Source organism: Nannocystis sp. (assembly GCF_016714285.1).
In the GTDB taxonomy this organism is placed as follows: Bacteria; Myxococcota_A; Polyangia; order Nannocystales; family Nannocystaceae; genus Nannocystis.
Map to the genome: position 1 here is coordinate 151,147 of NZ_JADJNN010000002.1, position 20,906 is coordinate 172,052.

Below are 20,906 nucleotides of genomic sequence, written 5' to 3' on the forward strand. Positions count from 1 at the left end.
GTCACTCCGTCGGCCGCGGCGCGAACTCGCGGGCCAGCACCCCGCGTCGGCGCAGCTTCTCCTCGTAGATCAGCAGGTCGATCAGCATCGGGTACCACAGCGCGTGCATCCCCGCGTGCATCAGCCCCGGCAACCCGTCGCGCCAGGCCCCCTGCACCACCACCACGCGCAGCCCGAGCGCGAACGGCCGCAGGAACAGCGGCAGGTGGTTGTACACCCAGCGCACCCCCACCATCCGCGCCGCCTTGGTGCGCAGCCCGAAGCCCGCGAGCCCGCGCTGACGGTCGACCCCGTCGAGGTAGGCCAGCGCCTCCTTGCGCGCGTAGCCGACGTGCTTGGTGAACAGGTGGGTCAGCGGCCGCGCGTCGCGGTGCACCAGCCGGGCCTTGAGCACCGCGATCTTCAGCGCCCGGTCGTCGACCCGCTCGTTGATGCCGCGACCGAAGCGGGCCTTCTCCGGCCGCATCAGGCGCAGCACCATCGACCCGCCGAACTCGCCGTGCGTGAGCCGGTGCCCGAGGATGCGCACGTCGAGGCGCACGTACCCGCCGTCCACCTGGTCCTCCGCGCAGATCCTCGTGATCTCGTCCCACAGCGCCGGCGTCAGCTCCTCATCGGCGTCGAGGAAGAAGATCCAGCGAAACCGGCCCTCCACCTGCTCGAGCGCGAAGTTTCGCTGGCTCGCGTAGTCGCGAAACGGATGCACGACGAACTCCGCCCCGTGCGCCCTCGCGATCTCCGCCGTCGCGTCGCTGGACTCCGAGTCCACGATCACCACCGGCGCCCGCCCGCCGATCGACGCCAGCGCCTTCGGGAGGTTCAGCTCCTCGTTGTACGTCAGCATCACCACCGCGAAGGGTGCCCGCGCCTCACTCATGCCACCGCCACGCTAGGAGGTTTCCCCGCCACAGACAACGTGGCTGGCACCGCAGCTGGCACCGCGGCCGCGCGGGCCGGCAGCACCAGGCGCAGGCTGGCGCCCACCGTCATCCCGACCATCGGCACCAGGAAGTAGCTCTTGTAGGCCGCCGCGGTGACCAGATACACGAGCACGCTGACCGCCCCCCCGAGGATCGTCGCGCGCAGCGGCATCGCCACCCGCAGCGCCTGCCGCGTCAGCCCCCACAGCGGCATGGCGAACAGCGCCGAGCCCACCAGCCCGAACTTCCACAGGTGGTACGCCAGCATGTTGTGCACGTACGACACCACGAAGCCGTCGACCTCGAACTCCGCCCCCAGTCCGGCCCCGAACACCGGCATGCGGATGAAGTACTCGAGGCACAGGCCGATCTCCCTGACCCGCCCGTCCACCGTCGCCTGGTTCCCGAGTCGCAGGTACTGCGCCCCCAGGTCGAACACGCTGGCCGTGAACACCACCACCAGCAGCCCCGCCACCGCCCCGACCAGCAAGCCACGCGCGGGTCTGCGCAGGTACAGCGCCAGCAACAACCCCAGGCACAGCCCGAGCACCATGCCGCGGCTCACCGTCGCGACCACCGCGAACACCAGCACCGCGATCGCCAGCCCCAGCCCCGTTCGCAGCACCCGACCCCGCGCCCGGCGGTACAGGAAGGCCGCGCAGTAGACCCCCACCAGCGGGTGCCCGGCGATCACCTTGAAGTGATAGAAGGTCGATCGTACCCGTCCCAGATCCAGCGTCGGCATGCGCACCAGGGAGATCGTCGCGTCGGCCAAACAGACCGCGAGGATGGCCCCCAGCACCCACTCCGGCCGCGACGCCCCGCGCCCCGCACACAGCCCCAGCGCGAACAGCAGGTAGGGCAGCGCATCCTCGAGGGCCTGGCCCAGCGGGTTGCCCCGCAGCGTCCCCACCGCCAGCCCCAGGCCCAGCGCCAGCAACCACGGCGCCAGCAGGGCCAGCTCGGCCCGCGCCGCCCCGGTCCGCAGGAAGCCGCCGACCCCGGCCAGCCCGACCAGCCCAAGAAAGCCGACGATGGGGATCGTCAGCCCGTCCGGGAAGGTCGGGAGGGCCAGCGTCAGCAGCATGGCGCCGACGGCGAACAGCGTCGTGAACACGGCGAACCACGGTAACACGGCCCTCGCTAGCGCTGGGCCTCGCAGACCCCACCTCGCCGCGATCGGCCGACCCTTGCCGCGACCGGCAAGCACGCCCAGCACAGCGTCAACCTCACATCCTCCGCCGACCCTCACCGGGAATAGCCCGACCACCCGATCGCCGCTGTCAAATTTTCAGCGTTTCTCGCAGCCCCTCGCGAGCCATTTCCCAGGCCAGCTCCGGAGCATCTCCCGGCCCCCGTTTGATCCAGCTGCGATCTCCCGTGAACGAGGCCGCAGACCCATAAATTCTGCCTTCCAGACCTTGCACCGGGCACTGGGATTGCCTAGCGTGCAAGGCACCTGTCGCCTCGCGACACGTGCGGGAATCTTGGTCATGCACCGGCAATGGTTGGACTGGCAGCAACCCCTGCTGCCCGCGGCGGCTGCCTGGCTCATCGGCCAGCACAGCGACGGCAAGCGCTGCGATCTGCGGCAGGTCCGGTGCGTCCTCCCGGGCAGCCGCGCCGGTCGCTTGCTGCTGCACAGCTTGCTCGCCCAGTGCGCCGCGCTCGGCCTGCGCCTGGTCCCGCCGCAGGTGCTGACCCCGGGCAAGATGGTCGACCAGCTGGTCCCGCCGACACCCGGCACCGCCTCGGCCCTCGAGTGCACCCTCGGCTGGATGCACGCCCTCCGCGAGGCCGAGGTCTCACAGATCGCCGCGCTCCTGCCCAGCCGCCCCGACTCCCAGGACTGGCCCGCCTGGCACGAGCTCGCCGCACAGATCGGCGGCATCGTCGAGGAGCTGTCCGGCGAGCTGCTCAGCCTCCGCGACGTCTCACAGGTCGCCAACCGCATGGACATGGACCGTGAAGCCCTGCGCTGGTCCACCCTCGAGCGCCTCGCCGACCGCTACCGCGAACGCCTGCGCCGCTGCGACCGCGTCGACCCACACGAGCGCCGCCGCGAGGCCGTCGCCGCCCTCGTCGACGCCGACACCCCCGTCGACCCCGGCTATCAACTCGTGCTCATCGGCGTCGTCGACCTCGCCCGCGTGCAGCGAGCCGTCGTCCGCGCCTACGGCGAGCGAGCCACCGCCCTCATCCACGCCCCCGAGCAGCTCGCCCCCGGCTTCGACGCCGACGCCTGCCTCGACCGGTCGTTTTGGACCGGTCGCAGCGTCCACATCCCCGACAGCCAGCTCATCATCGCCGACCGCCCCGCCGACCAGGCCCAGGCCGTCGTCGAGTGCCTCGCCGAGCTCGGCGGCCGCTACCGTCCGGAGCAGATCTCGATCGGCATCGGCGACGACAAACTCAGCCCCACCATGGCCCAGGCCGGCGAGTGGGCCGACCTCACCGTCCACGACCCCCGCGGCCAGCCCGTCCTCCGCAGCCGCCCCTTCCGCCTGCTCGAGGCCGGCCTCGAGTGGGCCCGCGAGCCCCGCTTCGCCGCCTTCGCCTCACTCATGCGCCACCCCGACGTCGAGGCCTGGGTCCGCCGCTGCCTCGGCCCGCGCAAACCCGCGACCACGGAAGCTCCAACCCAACCCACCGACCCTACCCTCGGCCCACCCACCGAGCCCACCACCACCGAGCCCCCGCCACAACCTGTCCAGGAGGACATCCCGTTCGAGTGGCTCACAGTGCTCGATCGCTACTACACGGCCCACCTGCAGGACACCCGCGGCGGCTGGCTCGGCGACGACCGCACCGTCAAGCACATCACGATGCTCGACGAGATCGTCGGCCGCCTGTTCGCCCCGCTGGCCGGCGAACGCCGCCCGCTCACCGAGTGGTTCGAGCCCGTGCTCGAGGTCCTGCGCCACGCCTACGGCCACATCGACGTCGGCACCCCGCAGCTCTCCGAGGCCCGCGTCGCCGCCACCTGCCTCGAGATCGCCCGCACCCTCGGCGGCCTCACCGGCGCCGCCGCAGATCTCCAGCCCCGCGTCGACGGCCCCACCGCGCTCCGCCTCGTGCTCGCCCAGATCGCCGGCCTGCGCGTCCCCGAGGACCCGCGCGCCGGCCAGGTAGAGATGCTCGGCTGGCTCGACCTCCACCACGACCCCGCGCCGATCTTGATCCTCGCCGGCTTCAACGACGGCGCGATCCCCCAGGCCGTCAGCGCCGACGCCTTCCTGCCCGACGGCCTCCGCGAACACCTCGGCATCCTCAGCAACGGCCGCCGCTACGCCCGCGACCTCTACCTCCTCGAGGCCATCCGCCACAGCCGCGAGCGCTGCACCTTCATCGCCGGCCGCCAGGCCGCCGACGGCGAACCACTCACCCCCAGCCGCCTCCTCCTCGCCGGTGAACAGGCGATGCTCCCCGCCCGCGTGCTCCGCCTCTGCGACCCCCAGCACGCGCTGCGCCGCAACCTCCCCTACGGCGCCCCGCCGGCCGGCGGCGTCTCGGGCTTCCGCATCCCCGACGCCCTCGCCAACCCGCTCGGCCCCGAGGCGATGACCGTCACCGAGTTCGGCTGGTACCTGCGCTGCCCGTTCCGCTACTACCTCAAGTACGTCCGCCGCCTGCGCGAGATCGACGACAGCGCCGTCGAGCTCGACGCCCTCCAGTTCGGCAACCTCACCCACGAGGTCCTCCAGGGCTTCGGCGAGGACGCCGAGCACGCCCGCAGCAGCGACCCCAAGCGCATCGCCGGCTTCCTCGAGGACCTGCTCGTCAGCCACGCCCGCGACACCTTCGGCGCCCAGCCCCTGCCCGCGATCCGCATCCAGCTCGCCCGCCTGCGCGAGCGCCTGCGGGTGTTCGCCCGCCACCAGGCCCGCCGCTCGGCCGAGGGCTGGGTCATCCGCCACTGCGAGTTCGAACTCCCGGAGCACACCCACCTCGAGATCCCCGACCAGCCGCCCATGCGCATCAAGGGGAAGATCGACCGCATCGACCAGTCCGAGCGCGACGGCTCGTGGATGATCATCGACTACAAGACGAGCGAGGCCGGCAAGACCCCCGACCGCACCCACAAGGCCGCACGCTCCTCCGGCCGCGTCTGGGACGACCTCCAGCTCCCCCTCTACCACCACCTCGCCGCCCAGCACGGCTTCACCGGCACCGTCCAGCTCGCCTACATGAACCTGCCGAAGAAGCCCGAGGGCGAGGCCCTCCACGTCGCCCGCTGGTCCACCGCTGACCTCCACGACGCCATCGGCACCGCCCGCGACATCGTCCGCAACGTCCGCGCCGGCCGCTTCGACATGGCCGAGGACTACCCCGCACGCTTCGAGGACGCCTTCGCCAACATCTGCCAGACCCGCGTCTTCGGCGGCGGCGAGGACCTGGAGTCCGAGACGTGAGCACCCGTCGCACCGCCTCCCAGGCCGCCGCACCCGAGGCCCTCTGGCTGTTCTCCGACAACCCCCAGCCCGCCGTCCCCGCGCGCCCCGAAAAAACCACCAAGCCCGCATCCCGCAAGGGCCCACGCAAACCCCGAGGCCCGCGCGCCAGTCGCGACCTCTTCACCGCCGTGGGCACCACCTTCGCCCGCAGCAGCGAGGCCGCCCGCGCCGAGCTGGCCGGCGAAGCAGCGCCCGCCCAGCCCCGCCACCGCATCCCCTCGACCCCTCAACCTGTCCCTCCAGACAGCTCCAACGCACCTGTCCTCGCAGACAGCCAACCTGTCCCCACGGCCAGACACCCTGTCCTCTCAGACAGCCGCGCGCTACCTGTCCTTCCAGACATCTCACCTGTCCCTCAAGACAGCCAGGCCCGCCCGCTCGCCCGCGGCCCCGCCGACGACCCGGTCCCATGGGAGACCTCCCCCGCCGACGACGACCGCCCCTGGCCCGACCACGAGGACGGCACCCCCTGGTCGCCGCCCGCCGGCGAGCTGCGCATCAGCCTGGTCCCCGGCGCCGGCCCCCGCACCGAGGTGCTGGCGATCCTCCGCGACGCCGAGGACGTCGCCAGCGCGCCGATGCAGCACCTCGCCGACCCGCCGCTCGCCGCCGACGCGACGATGCAGCACGTCAGCATCCTCGCCTCCGCCGGCTCGGGCAAGACCTACCAGCTCACCAACCGCTACCTGCAGATCCTCGCCCGCGGCGCCGCACCGTACTCGATCCTGGCGAGCACCTTCACCCGCGCCGCCGCCGGGGAGATCCGCGACCGCATCCTGCGGACCCTCGCCGAGTCCGCCGACACCGACGACAAACGCCACGAGCTCGGCCGCCGCCTCCACCGCCCCGAGCTCTCGCGCCAGTTCGTCCTCGACCTCCTCACCGGCCTCGCCCACAACCTCCACCGCCTCCAGATCCGCACCCTCGACAGCTTCTTCGGCACCATCGTCCGCTGCTTCGCCCTCGAGCTCGGCCTCCCCGCCGACGCCCGCATCATCGACGAGGACGAGGCCTTCCGCCTGCGCCGCTCCGCCATCCAGCGCATGCTCGAGGAGGGCGACGAGGCCGCGATCATCGAGCTGCTCGCCTCGCTCACCGAAGGCAGCTCCGAACGCGCCGTCACCGACACCATCGACAACACCGTCAGCGCCCTCTACGACCTCTACCGCGAGGCCCGCTACACCGACGCCTGGCACGCCATCCCCCCCGGCGAGACCCTGACCGAGGCCGCCCTCGACCACGCGATCGCCGAGCTGCAGTCGGCTTACCCGGCTGGCCCCAAGCGCACCGTCGAAGCCCACGCCAAGGACTGCGAGCGCGCCGAACAGTGCCGCACCGGCAGCTCCGACGACTGGATGGAGTTCTTCGCCAACGGCCTCGCGGCCAAGATCGCCGACGGCACCTGCGTCTACTACGGCAAGCCGATCGACGCCCACACCGTCGCCGCCTACCGCCGCCTGCTCCACCACGCCCGCGGCGTCTACCGCCGCCGCGTCATCGACCAGACCAGCGCCACCCACGAGCTGCTCGAGCGCTTCGACGAGTGCTACCAGCGCGTCAAACACCAGCACAAGGCCCTCACCTTCGCCGACCTCACCGTCGCCCTCGCCCAGGCCGACCTCCGCGGCCAGCTCGACGACATCTGCTACCGCATCGACGCCCGCCTCCGCCACGTCCTCCTCGACGAGATGCAGGACACCAGCATCCAGCAGTGGAACGCGATGCGCCCGATCGTCGACGAGACCGTCAGCTACACCCCCGAGGAGCGCAGCTTCTTCTGCGTCGGCGACGTCAAGCAGTCGATCTACGGCTGGCGCAACGCCTGCCCGGAGATCCTCAGCCGCATCGACCAGCTGCTCGGCGCCGGCGCCGGCATCGTCAAACAAACCCTCGCCACCAGCTACCGCAGCGCCCCGGCCATCATCGACGCCGTCAACCAGATCTTCGGCGACCTCGCCCACAACCCCGCGCTGCTCCGCTACCCCGACGCCGCCGCCCGCTGGGACGAGGAGTTCACCGCCCACACCACCACCCGCCACGAGCTCGCCGGCTACGTCCGCCTGCGCACCGTCGCCCGCTGCGAAGATCAAGCGAAGCGCCAGAACCTCCGCCTGCAAGAAGCCGCCGCCCTCGTCGCCGAGCTCTACGCCCGCCACCCCGGCAAGACCATCGGCGTCCTCCTGCGCACCAACGGCGCCGTCGGCCGCGTCCTCTACGAGCTCGGCCCGACCCGCCTCAAAATACCGGCCACCGGCCGCGGCGGCGGCCCACTCACCGACGCCCCCGCCGTCAACGCGATCCTCGATCTCCTCCGCCTCGCCGACCACCCCGACCACAGCGTCGCCGCCTTCAACGTCCTCACCTCCCCGCTCGGCCCCGTCGTCGGCCTCCACGACGACGGCCCCGGCCCGCGCCATCGCACCGCCGCCCGCGTGCGCCGATTGATCGCCAGCGACGGCCTCGCCCGCACCCTCCAGCCGTGGATCAAGGCCATCGCCGGCCAGGTCGACGAGCGCCAGTACCGACGCTGCATGCAGCTCATCCAGCTGGCCCAGACCTGGGACCAGCGCGCCAGCCTCCGCTGCGACGACTTCGTCGCCATGGTCGAGGCCCGCGCCGTCGCCGACCCCGCCGCCTCCGCCGTCCAGGTCATGACGATCCACCAGGCCAAGGGCCTCGAGTTCGACATCGTCATCCTCCCCGAGCTCGAGGCCGAGCTCGCCTCGACCCGCACCCTCAAGGTCGTCTACGAGCGCGACGGCGACGCCGGACCGATCTCGAAGATCGCACGACATGTCTCCAAGGACATGTGGTCGATCTTCGACGACCTCCGGCCGATGTTCGAACAACACATCGGCCGCCTCGCCCACGAGAGCCTGTGCCTCCTCTACGTCGCCGTCACCCGCGCCCGCGAGGGCCTGTTCATGCTCATCGACCCGCCCGCCGAGAACAGCCGCTCCGCCCCCGCGCGCATGTCCTCGCTGGTCCTCCACGCCCTCCGCCAGGCGGGCCCGCCCGCCGAACCCGACTCGATCGTCTTCACCGGCGGTGACCTCCACTGGCTCGACCCCCACGCCCCCGTCGCACCCGCGCCCCAGGACCCCTCCGCACCCCACCTCGAGTCGCCACAGACCCCCCTCTGCTTCGCCCCGACCCAGGGCCCCCTCCTGCGCAGCGCCGCCACCAGCAACGAGCTCGCCGGCCGCACCGTCGGCCAGGTCCTCGGCCTCGGCGACGGCCCCACCAACGCCTGGGGCGACGCGCTGCGGGCCCTGTTCGCCCAGGTCGCCTGGCTCGAGGAGTGGAACCCCGATCGCCGCAGCCTCGTCGCCGCCGTGCAAACCGCCACCCCCAGCCGCGACGAGACCTGGGCCACGGCCCGCGTCGAGGAGTTCCTCCACATGCTCGCCGCCCCGACCCTGCGCCGCGCCCTGTCCCGCGGCAACGCCCCCGCCTCGGCCCTCCAGGTCGAGCGCCAGGTCCCCTTCGCCCGCCTCGAGGGCGGCGCCCTCCAGACCGGCGAGATCCCCCGCGTCGTCCTCGAGCTCGCTACCGATGTGTCCGAAACGACAGGTCCCGAGGGACAGGTCATCCAACGCGCCACCGTCCTCGGCTTCTGCCTCGACGCCTTCGACGACCCCAACAACGCCGCCGAACGAGCCGCCGAGCGGGCCGCCAACTGGCGCGAACCCATGGCCGCCTGGCGCGCCGCGACCGCGGAGCAGTGGGGCATCCCGCGCGACGCCGTCGCCGGCGTGCTCCTGTTCGTCAACGCCGGCCTGGCCCTCCCCCTGACCTGAGCACTCAGGGCGGCGACTTGAACACGCTCACCCCGCGCGCCACCCGGTCGATCACCCGCTCCTCGTTGGCCCGCGCCAGCATCGCCGTGCGCGCCGTGTTCTTGCGCTCGCCCAGCCGCGCCTGAAAGTCGACCAGCGGCTGCACCTGATAGTTCCACCGCCGATCACCATCACCGCAGCTCTCCCAGCCCTCAAACCGGTCGTGGATCGTCCGCAGCACGACGCTCTTCGGGTCGGCCGGCAACCCCCGCACGTTGGCCACGAAGTCCGGCGTGTAATACAGGTACTCCTCGGCGTTGCTGAGATACAGCAGCTTCACCGTCTGCCCCAGCGCCCGCGCCCCCGCGGCGATCGTCGCCATGGCTGTCTTTCCGGCCAGGTTGCCGTTGATCGGCCGCAGCCGCCCGCCCGCGACCATCTGGCGGATGTACTGATACAGCGCCGGGTCGGCCAGCCAGGTCACCCCCTGCTCGCCCCGCCGCGTGTTCCGAACCGCCTTCAAATACTCGTACAGCGCCTCGCGGTTGGTCTCCACGAACTCGAGCGCGGCCGCCCGGTCGCGCTCCGACATGTCTGAAAGGCCAGCCTCGAGCAGCCCCCGCGTCTCCCGCCGCACCGCCGCGCTCGCCCCGAAGCGCCCAAGAAACCCGTCCGGATCTTCCGACGCCGCGATCAAGGCCATGTACACGCGATGCAGGTGCACCACCTGCCGGTCGAGGTCGATCAGATACCCGATCTCGCTGCCCGCCACCGCCATCAACGTGTAGTTCTGGTCCGACGCGACCCCGACGTACACCCCGCCGAGCCCCCGCAGATACGGGAACCACAGGTCGTGCCGGTACTCGTTGCTCACCGTGAAGTGCTCACGCTTGCTAAAGATGCGCTCCTCACCCCCGGCCAGCAGCAACGCCCGCTGCTCCGCGCTCAAGGGCGCCAACCCACCCGCCGCCACGGGCCCGGCCGCGACAACCGACGACGCCACCACTGGCGATGCCACCACCGGCGAGCCCACCGGCTCCACCACCGCCGGCACCGCGACCGCCTCCACCGGCGTCGCCACCACCGCGACCGGCCGCAGCTCGCCCGCACCCGAAACCTGCACCGGCGGCTTCACCCCCTGACACCCGCCCGCCAGCAGCAATGCGACCACAGCTACACGCCTGAGCTCGATCATCGGAGGCCGCAGGATACTGCATCCCACCGCTTCCCGCGGCCCGCGACGCTTTGGTAGCATCCCCGCGGGTGAGACCCGCATGACCCGCAAGCTGCTCCGTGGCGAGATCCCGATCACCTCCTGGATGGGCGTCACGCTGACCACCCACCGCGTCTGGCAGGTCATCCAACAGGGCCAGTCCACGGCGATGATCTCCATCCCCCTCGACGCCCTGCAGTGGACCAAACTCGGTCGCAGCCACCTCCCCTACCTCCTGTGGCTCGCCCTCCTCGTCGCCCTCCTCGGCGTCGTCGCCCTCGAGCACGACCGCACCGTCACCTACTGGCTGTTCGGCGTCGTGCTGCTGCTCCTGCTCCTCTACGGCACCTCGCGCCGCCTCGTCCTCTCACTCGGCGCCGGCTCCGGTGAGATCCTCGTGCAGGTCTCCGGCGAGTCCGCCAGCGTCGAGTCCGCGCTCGATTTCATCCAACAAGTCGAGCTCCAACGCTTCACCAGCACCACCACAGCGCCCGAACGACCCGCTGCCATCAGCTCCTCCGCCTGGGTCAGCCCCGACCCAAACCAAGGCGTCTGAACGTTCAAGACGCCTCGCACACCACCTCCCGCGCAAAAAGCGCTGGGCCTACGTGGGCCACAGAATGCTGTTCAGAACCCGTGGCCCTGTCCCCATGTGTATGCTGATGTCCGCCCCATGGCCAGCTCGCAATGGACGCTGCCAGAGCAGTTCGATGAGTACCGGATCGTCCGGATGCTCGGCCGCGGCAGCATGGGCGTGGTCTTCCTCGGCCACGACCTCGTCCTCGACCGCCCCGTGGCGATCAAGTTCCTCAACGTCGTCGACGCCAGCCCCAAAGCCCGCGAACGCTTCCTCACCGAGGCCCGCGCCGCCGCCCGCATCCAGCACCCCAACGTCATGGCGGTGCACCGCGTCGGCGAGCTCGAGGGCCGCCTCTACATCATCGGCGAGTACATCCGCGGCCAGAGCCTCAGCGAACTCAAACGCCCCGTCCCCTGGCAAGAACTCCTCAAACTCGGCGTCGGCCTCGCCCGCGGCCTCGCCTGCGCCCACCGCATGGGCGTGCTCCATCGCGACATCAAGCTCGCCAACGCGATGCGCACCGAGACCGGCGAGGTCAAACTCCTCGACTTCAGCCTCGCCAAATTACTCGAGGCCGCCTCCGTCGCCGAGCTGTCCCAGGTCAGCCCCAAAGTCCCCACCGAGCTCGACGCCACCATCGACCCGGAGTCCCACAGCCTCCCCCGCGTCACCATCGACGCGGGCGCCAAGGGCGGCCGCGTCGTCGACTCAACCCTCACCGCCAGCCCCAACCGCAGCCCCAACAGCGGCCCACTCCCCGCCGCACCCAACCGCAGCCCCAACAGCGGCCCCCTCACCGCCGCACCACCCCCGGCCCCAACCACAGACAAGGACGCCGCCCTCGACAGCACCCTGACCCGCGGCCACATCGCCCAGGCCGCCCTCCAGCGCGTGCGCATCAACGAGTCCAGCGACGCCACCGTCGTCGGCACGCCCTACTACATGGCCCCCGAGCTGTGGCGCGCCGAGCCAGCCACCCGCGCCTCCGACGTCTACGCACTCGGCGTCCTGATGTACATCCTCGGCTGCGGCCACCCGCCGATCGAGGGCACCTCCACCCTCGAGCTCGCGCGCCTCACCCAGGAGACCAAACCCAGACCCCTGCGCGCCGTGGCCCCGTGGGTCGACGCCCGCCTCGCCGAGATCGTCGACCGCTGCCTGCGCTCCCCCGGCGAGCGCTACCCGTCCGCCGACGAGCTCTGCTCCGCCCTCGAGACCCTCGCCCTCGGCGCCAGCCCCTCCGAGGTCGTGCGCGGCAACCCCTACCGCGGCCTGCAAGCCTTCGAGGCCCGCCACCGCGGCGTGTTCTTCGGCCGCGGCGCCGAGATCCGCGCCGTCGTCGACCGCCTGCGCGCCGAACCATTCGTGCTCGTCGCCGGCGACTCCGGCGTCGGCAAGTCCTCGCTGTGCCGCGCCGGCGTCCTCCCCATCTTCACCGACCAGGCCGTCGACCGCCGCAGCTGGGCCACGATCTCCCTCATGCCCGGCCGAAGGCCCTTGCAGACCCTCGTCTCTGCCCTGGCCTCGACCCTCAGCCTGCAAGAGGAGCCGCTGCGCGACCTCCTCTCGGACGAGCCCGCCGAGCTGCTCCGCATGATCGCCCGCCGCCACGGCAAGGACCAGGGCCTCATCATCTTCATCGACCAGCTCGAGGAGCTCGTCACCCTCGCCGACCGCTCCCAGCTGCTCGCCGTCGGCCGCTTCCTCGCCGAGGTCGCCAGCGACATCCCCGGCGTCCGCCTGCTCGCCACCGTGCGCGGCGACTTCCTCACCCGCGTCGCCGCCCTCCCCCACATCGGCCTCTACATCAACGCCGCGATCTACCTCCTCACCCCGCTCTCCCGCGAGGGCGTACGCGAGGCGATCGTCGGCCCCGCCCGCCTGCAAGACGTCGACTTCGACTCCGAGGCCCTCATCGAGGAGCTCGTCACCGCCGGCGCCGAGGGCAGCCTCCCGCTCATGCAGTTCGCCCTCGCCGAACTCTGGGAGGCCCGCGACACCACCACCCGACAGATCACCATCCACGACCTGGAGCGCATCGGCCGGGTCACCGGCGCCCTCGCCCGCCACGCCGACAACGTCGTCAACGGCCTGCCCGCTCCCCAGCGCATCGCCGTCCGCCGCCTCCTGATGCGCCTCGTCACCATCGAGGACACCCGCGCCAGCCTCCCGCGCGACGAGCTCATCAACAACGACAGCGCCCAGGAGGCCGCCCTCGAGGCCCTCGTCCGCGGCCGCCTCGTCGTCGTCCGCGAGGCCCAGGACGGCACCGTCTACGAGATCGCCCACGAGGCCCTGATCCGCAACTGGGGCACCCTGCAGCGCTGGATCTCCGACGAGCGCGAGGCCCGAGAGATCCGCCACCGCCTCGAGCTCGCCGCCCTCGAGTGGCAGCGCCTCGGCAGCGAACGCACCGGCCTGTGGACCGCCGCGCAGATCGGCGAAGCCAACATCCTCGAGCGCGACTCCCTGCGACCCCGCGAGCTCGCCTTCCTCGACGCCAGCGACTCCCAGGTCCAGCGCTCTCGCCGGATCAAGCTCCTCGCCGCGATCAGCATCCCCATCCTCGCCGTCGCCGTCTTCGTCGGCTTCCGCATCCAACAAGCCCGTGAGCTCGCCCGCAAGGTCGATGAGCAGCTGACCCAGGCCAGCGCGTCACTCGAGCAGGCCCGCGAGCGCCAGGTCGAGACGACACGCCTCCGGCAGCAGGCGTTCAAGGAGTTCGACTCACTCGATAAAGAGGGCGGCAACCGCAGCTGGACGGCCGCGACACAAGCCGCGGCCGTCGCCGACCGCCAGTATCGCAGCGCCATCCAGGAGCTCGAGCTGGTGCTCGGCCTCGACGCGAACCACCGTGCCGGACGCGAGCTGCTGGCCGACGCCTTCCTCGAGCGCGCGCTCGCGGCTGAAGCCAGCGGCCGGCGCGACCTGGCGATCGAGACGGCCGAGCGCCTGTCCGCGGACAGCCCGCAGTTCAATCGCTGGCACGCCCCGGGCCAGCTCTCGCTGCAGACCACGCCGCCGGTGACGGTGACGATCGCCGAGTATGTGCAGGACCCCACGACCCAGCGCACCGCGCTGGGCGCCCCCCGCGACCTGGGCCCGACCCCGCTTCGCGCGGTCGAGCTGCAACAGGGCTCGTACCTGCTGACCCTGCGAATCAGCGAGGCGCTGGAGATCGCCTACCCGCTGGTCATCCGCCGCGAAGAATCGCTTGCGCTGAGCCTGCCCCTGCCGGCGCCCGAGCAGGTCCCGGAGGGCTTCGTGTACGTCCCTGAAGGGCGCTTCCTGTTCGGCTGCCCCTACGACGAGCTCATCTGCAGTTTTTTCTCCTCGCCGCCGCAACACGAGGTCGAGACCAAGGCCTTCTTGATCGCGCGGTACGAGACCACCTACGGCGACTGGCTCGCCTTCCTTCGCACCCTGCCCCTCAGCGACCGCGCGGCCTTCCTCCCCGGTGACAGCACCATGGGCGCGGCCGATGCGGGCATTCGCCTGACGGTCGAGAAGGACGTCTGGCGGCTCTCGATCACCGCCGGTGAGAAGACCGCAGCAGCCGTCGAGGGCCAGCCGCTCATCTACAGCGAGCGCAGCTCGAACGCGCAACAGGACTGGTCGCGCATTCCGGTCAGCGGCATCGACATCCCGAGCGCGACGGCCTACCTGACCTGGCTCGACCGCAGCGGACGAGTGCCCGGTGCCCGATTGTGTACGGACTGGGAGTGGGAGCGCGCCGCCCGCGGCGCGGACGGGCGCAGATTCCCGCACGGCGAACAGATCAAGCCCACGGACGCCAACATCCTCGCCACCTACGAGAAGGCCACCGCGGTCGGCCCGGACGCGGTCGGCCTGCACCCGGCCTCGCGCAGCCCCTTCGGCCTCGACGACATGGCCGGCAACGTCTTCGAATGGATGAGCTCATCGCTCGTGGCTGGCGACTTCGCGGTCCGCAGCGGCGCGTTCGCATATGACCACGTCATGGCCATCGCGGTCAACCGCACGGTCTCGCCCCCGGAGATGCGAGACTCGACAATCGGCCTGCGGGTCTGCGCAACGCCTCGGCATTGAGGCTGTACGTTCATTGAACGTTCAATGGCGGCGAAAAATTGCGTGTTGAGTGCCGCTGGGTTCTGCGATAGAACGGGGTCGTGGAGGTAGGTATGTCTACAAAGTGGCAGTTCGGAAGTGTGGGGTTTGCGTTTGTCCTCTTAGCGTCTCCGGGTATCACCGGCTGTGATGAGATCGGCGACGATCTCAACGTCGACGTGCTCAACAAGGGTGAGGCGGCCGACGACGATCACCTCGACTTCACGCCGGTCGACGACGAGATCACCTTCCGTAGCGCGGTCGAGAACGGCACCAGGACGAACGGCACGTCGATCAACGGTCGGAACCTCAACGGCCGGAACCTCAACGGCCGGAATCTCAACGGCACCGAGCTCGGCGCGGGGAACGGGCGCGTCAACGGGGCCTTGACGACCCAGGTGCACCTCAACGGCACGCCGCTCTCCAACATCCAGATCATCAACGGAAGCCTGCTGAGCGCCTATGACGGCTCGTCGACGAAGATCGGCGCCCAGCTCGCCAACACGATCTACCAGCTCAACTTCGACCCGCTGACCAACGGAGGCGTCGATCTGACCTTCAAGATCCTCTCCGTGGTGCAGAGCGGCGTGCAGAGCAACGTGTACTTCCATACCGTGCACCAGATGGACGATGACGGGAACTTCGAGACGCTGTGCAGGGACGGCGCTGGTAACCCGACCCAGGCCATCGCGCTGCCCGGCACCTGGGACCCGGAGACCGCGATCCGCCAGCCCGGAACTGGCAAGTTCACCTGGGCCTGCCGCGGCGCGGCGCTGGCGAAGGCGGTCGAGTGGGGCTACGAGCCGTGGGTCGACGCCGACGCCCACGAGGCCGCGATGCGGATGATCCGCGCCGACTACTGCGGCGACGGTGTCACCCACACCTCGAACGGCAACCCGATCGACATCTCCGACAAATGGGGCAAGCAGACCCCCGACACCAACTGGGGCATCGAGGCCAAGTGGGGCCCGGACGGCGCCGTGTGCCTCAACACCCCGCGCAAGCTGTGGTGGCCGCGCAGCAGCATCTGGTGCGCCGCCTCGCTGCCGTACTGCACCAACGACGGCCTGGCCAACGGCACCCCCAACAACAATCCCAGCCAGTACGGCGGCCTGCTCATGACGCAGGTCGTCCCGAACAGCAACCCGTCGGCCTACTGAGGCCCGGCCGGGCGCCCTCGGGCCCCTGACCACACACCGCCGCCGCGACGCAGCCCTGCGCTCGCGGCGTTCGCATGTCACGCCCACCGCAACCCGTCGTCTCACGGAAGGGCTGCCTCCACGGCTGAGTCGGGGCTACCCGGAATTCGCGGGCTAGCGCCCACCGCCGCGCCATCCACCTCAGCCCGCGCCCCTTGTCAGCGACGCCGCCGCGCTGCTACTGGGGATCCATGCGTCCGCAGCTCCGCTCGATCGCCGCCCTCGCCCTGCTCGCGGCCTGCACCTCGCTCGCGGCCTGCGCCCCGCCCGTCAAGGCTCGCCCCTACCCCGCGCTCACGCCCCCGCTCGGCGACCCCGTCGCCCCGGTCAGCACCGGCGTAGTCCGCTACTTCGACCGCAGCGTCGACCTGGAGCCCTTCCTCGCCGGCTTCCCCTTCGAGCGCTGGATGCCCAGCCTCAAGACCGAGCGCCTGTTCTTCTTCGCCACCGGCGACCGCTACACCCTCAAGATGCTCGACCTCCGCGCCGCCGCGGTCCCCTTCGATCTCACGAGGGCCACCACCATCAGCGACGTCGACTGGTCGAAGCGCAGCCTGTGGAGCCTGCACCACCACGCCGCCAGCGACACGCTGTGGCTGCACGCCGACGAGCGCAACGACGAGCAGACCAACCTCTGGACCCTCGACCTCCGCTCCGGCGCCCTCGCCCAGGTCACCCAGCACGACTACGTCTACGGCCTCGGCTTCTCCCCCGACGACACCCAGGTCGCCTACCTCCCGCGCAGCGGCACCAAGGCCCCCTTCCGCAGCTGCCTGCGCGTCATGGATGTCACCACCCGCGCCAGCCGCGAGGTCGTCTGCGACACCCAGGCCCTGCGCTTCACCTGGGCCGACATCCGCTGGGCCCCCGACGCCAGCGAGGTCTACTTCCAGGCCCAGGTCGACGGCGACCGCAACCGCGTCCAGCTGGTCGCCGTCGACCTCACCGCCGCCAAGCCCGTCGTCCGCGTGCTCACCGACCCCCGGCAGCCGCGCACCGACGCCAGCCCCCTCGAGGGCTGGGTCGACGGCGACGGCCTGCTCTTCACCGCCAACGACGACGGCTTCGGCAACCTCCACAGCTACTCGCGCAAGACCCGGCAGGTCCGCCAGCTGACCCGCTTCACCGAGGACCTGAGCTCCGCCCGCCTGGTCGACACCGGCGTGTTCGCGGTCCACCGCTCGCCGATGGGCTCGACCCTCGCCCTGGTCGACCCGCGCAGCGGCAAGATCCTCGGCGAGCAGGCCCAGCGCGGCAAGGCCGACGTCATCGACGGCCACGGCGCGCGCGTGATGTGGACCCAAGAAGCCCCCGACCTCGTGTTCGAGGCCAACCTCGCCACCCTCGCCCCGAGCGACGGCAAGGCCGCCGGCCTCAGCAACCAGCGCGTGATCTCCCTGCCCGCGGCCCTCAGCGCCCAGATCGTCCAGTGCCGCGCCGAGGCCGTGAAGATCCCGACCTTCGACCGCGTGAACGGCAAGCCGCGCGAGCTCCACGCCTTCGTCCTGCGGCCGATCCACCCGCTCGCGGACCGCAGCAAGCAGCTCGCCCTCGTCGAGTCCTTCTACGGCGGCGAGAACAGCTACAGCACCTTCGACCACATCATGTGCGCCGCCGGCCTCACCGTCGTGTCCGCCTCGGTGCGCGGCAGCGACGGCTTCGGCAAGGCCTTCATGGCCCTCAACGACCGCGACCTCGGCGGCGACGAGATCGTCGACCTGTTCCACGTCGCCCGCTGGACCGAGCGCAACCTCGGCCTCACACCGAGGCAGATCGGCGTGTACGGCGGCAGCCACGGCGGCTACGCCACCATGCGCGCCCTCACCTTCCCGCCCACCACCAACGACCGCAACGACAGCTACCCCTTCGGCTTCGGCCTCTCTCACGCCGGCTTCTCCGACATCAAGAGCTTCCACGACCAGTGCAACATCCCCGACTGGGTCGTCCTCGAGAGCGGCGACCCGGCCGTCCCCGCCGACCTCGCCCGCATGCGCGACCGCAGCCCGCTGTCCCACGTCGACCGCCTCCAGGCCCCCCTCCTCCTCACCCACGGCGCCAACGACTGGCGCGTCCCCGTTGGCGAGTCGCGGGCCTTCGCCGACAAAGCCCGCGCACTCGGCAAACCCGTCACCTACGTCGAGTTCGCCGGCCAGGGCCACCACATCGAGGGCCTCTCCCTCCAGCGCAAGCTCTACCAGACCCGCTTCGACTTCCTGATGTCCGTCGCCCGCCCAACCACGCCCGCTGCGACCACACCCCCGCTCAAGCACTAACCTGTCCCTTCGGACATCTCACGGATCGAAGGCGCAACGAAAGCCGAGGTCCGCCGTTCCATCGCTAACCTGTCCCTTCGGACATCTCACGGATCGAAGGCGCAGCGAAAGCCGAGGTCCGCCCGCCGCTCCTTGAGGTTCCGCAGCGCCCGCGCGCCGCTCTGCAGCTCCTTGACCTCCTCACTGAGGAAGCCGCCGCCGCGAACCACGCGATTGCCGGTATCGGGCCGCACCCCGACCACCGTCTCGCCCGCACGCTCATCGAGCTCCGTGCGATACGTGATCTCCGGGCTCGCGGTCCACTCCCACACGTTGCCCGCGAGGTCGTTCACCCGCCCGCGCCCGGCCCCCCGCGCGTAGCTCCCGACCTTCGCCGTCCCCACCGCCCCGTCGTTTGCATCGAACAGGCTCGGCCACGCCTCGCCGTGGGTGTCCTCGAAGTGCCGCGCGCACTCGCGGCCGCACGCGTTCGCCAGCCGCGGCCCCGGCTCCTCCTCGCCCCACGGGTAGCTGCGCTCCTGGTCGCCGCCGCGAGCCGCCCACTCCCACTCGTGCTCCGTCGGCAGGCGCCCGCCGCGGTGACGACAGTAGGCCTCGGCCTGATGCCAGGTCACGCAGTTCACCGGGTGCTTCCCTCGCACCCGGCGGCCGCCGTTGCACAGCTGGCTGTGCGCCGCCCGGGCCTTCGGAGTCAGATCCTCCGCCTGCACCGTCGTCGGCGCGTCCGAGCAGGGCCCATCATCCGCGCACGCCGCGTACGCCCCGACGCTGACCTCGTCCTGATCGAGGCAAAAATCCGCGATCGCGACCATGCCCTCGCGCACCGTCACCGGCCGGAAGCGACCGCCCTCGACCAGCACGCTGCCCCGCGGACAGGGCCGCCGCTCGCGCTCCGCCTTGACCTCGTCCGGCTCGCGGATCGGCTCGACCTCGAGGCGCAGCAGCGCCCCGCAGCGCTCCGGCGGCGCCGAGTCTCCGCCCCCGCTGTAGCTGCAGCGACCCGGCTCGCCGTCGCTGCGCTCGAAGCCCCGCTCCGCCGACGAGCCCGCGCCCACCCCCGGACCCCCGGCGACCCGCGCTCCGGCCGACACCTCGGCCCCGCCCGCCGTCGACAGCTTGAACGCCCCCACCGTGACCATCGAGACCACATGCGTCGCCCGCTCGCACTCGCCGCGCAGCTCGGCCCGCGTCACCTGCTCGCGCGCCGCCTCGTAGTGCCCGACCACCGTCATCTCCAGCGCCAGCGCGCCGTGCCGCTCGAGCTCGGCCTCCAGCTGCGCCGCGCCGATCGGGATCTTCGCGTAGAGCTCGTCGGCGCTGCGAAACATCTGGTCGTCGCGCTTCGGCTCCACCGCGGTGTAACGGTATGCGCCCGCCACCTGACAGCGCCGCACCAGCTCCATCTCGCAGCCCTCGTAGCGCACCGCCACCAGCCCCGAGCCCCGCTCCACCAGCCCCTCGAGCGTCGCCCGCTCCGGCGACGGCCACTCGATGATCAGCGGCCGCGCCTGACTCTTCGTCACCCCGCAGCGCGCCTGCCCCTCCACCGCCGGCGTCCCCGCCAGCCCCGCCGCCAGGTTGCGCCCGCGACAACCTGTCCCAAAGGACATGGCCCCGAGGACCAGCGACGCTGCGAGCACCACGCGCACCACGCCACGGTAGCCAAACTCCGGCCCCCCGGGAAGCGCTCATACGCCCCAGCGATGTGGCCAATCCCTGCGACTCATGCACCCAGCTCACCCGCCGCTGCGCAGCGCGGCCACATCATGCGCCCTCGCTCACCCGCCGCTGCGCAGCGCGGCCACAGCCCGCCGCAGCTCGACCACCCCGTCGCCCGGCCGCGCCTGCCAGCGCACCACCCCGCTGCGGTCGAGCAGCAGGGTCGCGGGGATCTTGCCGACGCGGAAGCGGGCCGCCAAACCGTTACCCGCGTCGTGCACCACCGGGAAGCTGAGCCCCAGCTGCTGCGCCATCATCTCGGTCTCGCTGGCGAACTCATCCTCGCCCACGCCGAGCACCACCAGCTCCGGGTCACCCGCCGCGAGCCGCTGCACCTGCGGCAGCGCCGTCCAGCACGGCTTGCAGTACTGGGCGAAGAACTCCACCACCACGATCTTGCCGCGCAGCGCCTCGCTGGAGATCGAGCTCCCCGCGAGCGTGCGTCGCGTGAACTCCGGCAAGCTCCGACCCAGCGCCGGCCCCGGCTCCGACGGCGGCAAGCCCCCCGCAGCGCAACCCAGCGCCGCCGCACCGACGATCCAACACGCCAGCACCCGAGCGAGGCGAAGCAGCACGCGCCGCAGTGTCGCACAGCAACATCGCCAGGCCCCCGAACGAAATGCGAATTGTGCGCCCGTTCACGCAGCCCTTGCGCAGCGACCCCATCACGCCAGCGCGGGCCC

General features: G+C 71.3%; 12 protein-coding genes. 7 read left to right on the forward strand and 5 right to left on the reverse strand.

The window, feature by feature from the left end:
- Position 1: 1 nt before the first annotated feature.
- Both IPJ59_RS04855 and IPJ59_RS04860 read right to left on the reverse strand, forming a co-directional pair.
- Positions 2 to 877, reverse strand: coding sequence for a glycosyltransferase family 2 protein (locus IPJ59_RS04855; RefSeq protein WP_293249716.1), 876 nt, complete (start codon positions 875 to 877; stop codon positions 2 to 4).
- Positions 874 to 2,037, reverse strand: coding sequence for an O-antigen ligase family protein (locus IPJ59_RS04860; protein WP_293249713.1), 1,164 nt, complete (start codon positions 2,035 to 2,037; stop codon positions 874 to 876). The genes IPJ59_RS04855 and IPJ59_RS04860 overlap by 4 nt, the downstream gene beginning before the upstream one ends.
- A 376-nt stretch (positions 2,038 to 2,413) precedes the next feature.
- Here IPJ59_RS04860 and IPJ59_RS04865 point away from each other — a divergent pair, with 376 nt between their 5' ends.
- Both IPJ59_RS04865 and IPJ59_RS04870 read left to right on the forward strand, forming a co-directional pair.
- Positions 2,414 to 5,332, forward strand: coding sequence for a PD-(D/E)XK nuclease family protein (locus IPJ59_RS04865; protein WP_293269956.1), 2,919 nt, complete (start codon positions 2,414 to 2,416; stop codon positions 5,330 to 5,332).
- Positions 5,329 to 9,174, forward strand: coding sequence for a UvrD-helicase domain-containing protein (locus tag IPJ59_RS04870; RefSeq protein ID WP_293249707.1), 3,846 nt, complete (start codon positions 5,329 to 5,331; stop codon positions 9,172 to 9,174). Before IPJ59_RS04865 ends, IPJ59_RS04870 begins: the two co-directional genes overlap by 4 nt.
- Before the next feature lie 4 nt (positions 9,175 to 9,178).
- On the opposite strand, the gene IPJ59_RS04875 is transcribed toward IPJ59_RS04870, so the two are convergent.
- Positions 9,179 to 10,027 (reverse strand): LIC_10091 family protein, encoded by an 849-nt coding sequence (locus IPJ59_RS04875; RefSeq protein WP_293269958.1) that lies wholly within the window; start codon positions 10,025 to 10,027, stop codon positions 9,179 to 9,181.
- Between the two features lie 25 nt (positions 10,028 to 10,052).
- Between IPJ59_RS04875 and IPJ59_RS04880 the strand changes: the two genes are divergently transcribed.
- From IPJ59_RS04880 to IPJ59_RS04900, 5 genes are all read left to right on the forward strand, one after another.
- The gene (locus IPJ59_RS04880) at positions 10,053 to 10,295 is read left to right on the forward strand and encodes a hypothetical protein (protein WP_293269960.1); all 243 of its coding nucleotides are present in this window, start codon (positions 10,053 to 10,055) and stop codon (positions 10,293 to 10,295) included.
- 132 nt (positions 10,296 to 10,427) lie between these two features.
- Positions 10,428 to 10,922 (forward strand): hypothetical protein, encoded by a 495-nt coding sequence (locus IPJ59_RS04885; RefSeq protein WP_293249701.1) that lies wholly within the window; start codon positions 10,428 to 10,430, stop codon positions 10,920 to 10,922.
- 117 nt (positions 10,923 to 11,039) lie between these two features.
- Complete coding sequence (locus IPJ59_RS04890; RefSeq protein WP_293269961.1) at positions 11,040 to 15,014, forward strand: nSTAND1 domain-containing NTPase; 3,975 nt, start codon at positions 11,040 to 11,042, stop codon at positions 15,012 to 15,014.
- A 92-nt stretch (positions 15,015 to 15,106) separates the two neighbouring features.
- Positions 15,107 to 16,192, forward strand: coding sequence for an ADYC domain-containing protein (locus tag IPJ59_RS04895; protein WP_293269962.1), 1,086 nt, complete (start codon positions 15,107 to 15,109; stop codon positions 16,190 to 16,192).
- A gap of 230 nt (positions 16,193 to 16,422) precedes the next feature.
- Entirely contained in the window at positions 16,423 to 18,504 is a 2,082-nt protein-coding gene (locus tag IPJ59_RS04900) for a S9 family peptidase (RefSeq protein WP_293269963.1), read from the forward strand.
- A gap of 86 nt (positions 18,505 to 18,590) precedes the next feature.
- On the opposite strand, the gene IPJ59_RS04905 is transcribed toward IPJ59_RS04900, so the two are convergent.
- Both IPJ59_RS04905 and IPJ59_RS04910 read right to left on the reverse strand, forming a co-directional pair.
- Positions 18,591 to 20,153 (reverse strand): formylglycine-generating enzyme family protein, encoded by a 1,563-nt coding sequence (locus IPJ59_RS04905; protein WP_293269964.1) that lies wholly within the window; start codon positions 20,151 to 20,153, stop codon positions 18,591 to 18,593.
- 129 nt (positions 20,154 to 20,282) lie between these two features.
- Positions 20,283 to 20,798, reverse strand: a complete 516-nt coding sequence (locus IPJ59_RS04910) for a TlpA family protein disulfide reductase (protein WP_293249685.1) — start codon at positions 20,796 to 20,798, stop codon at positions 20,283 to 20,285.
- Positions 20,799 to 20,906: the final 108 nt, after the last annotated feature.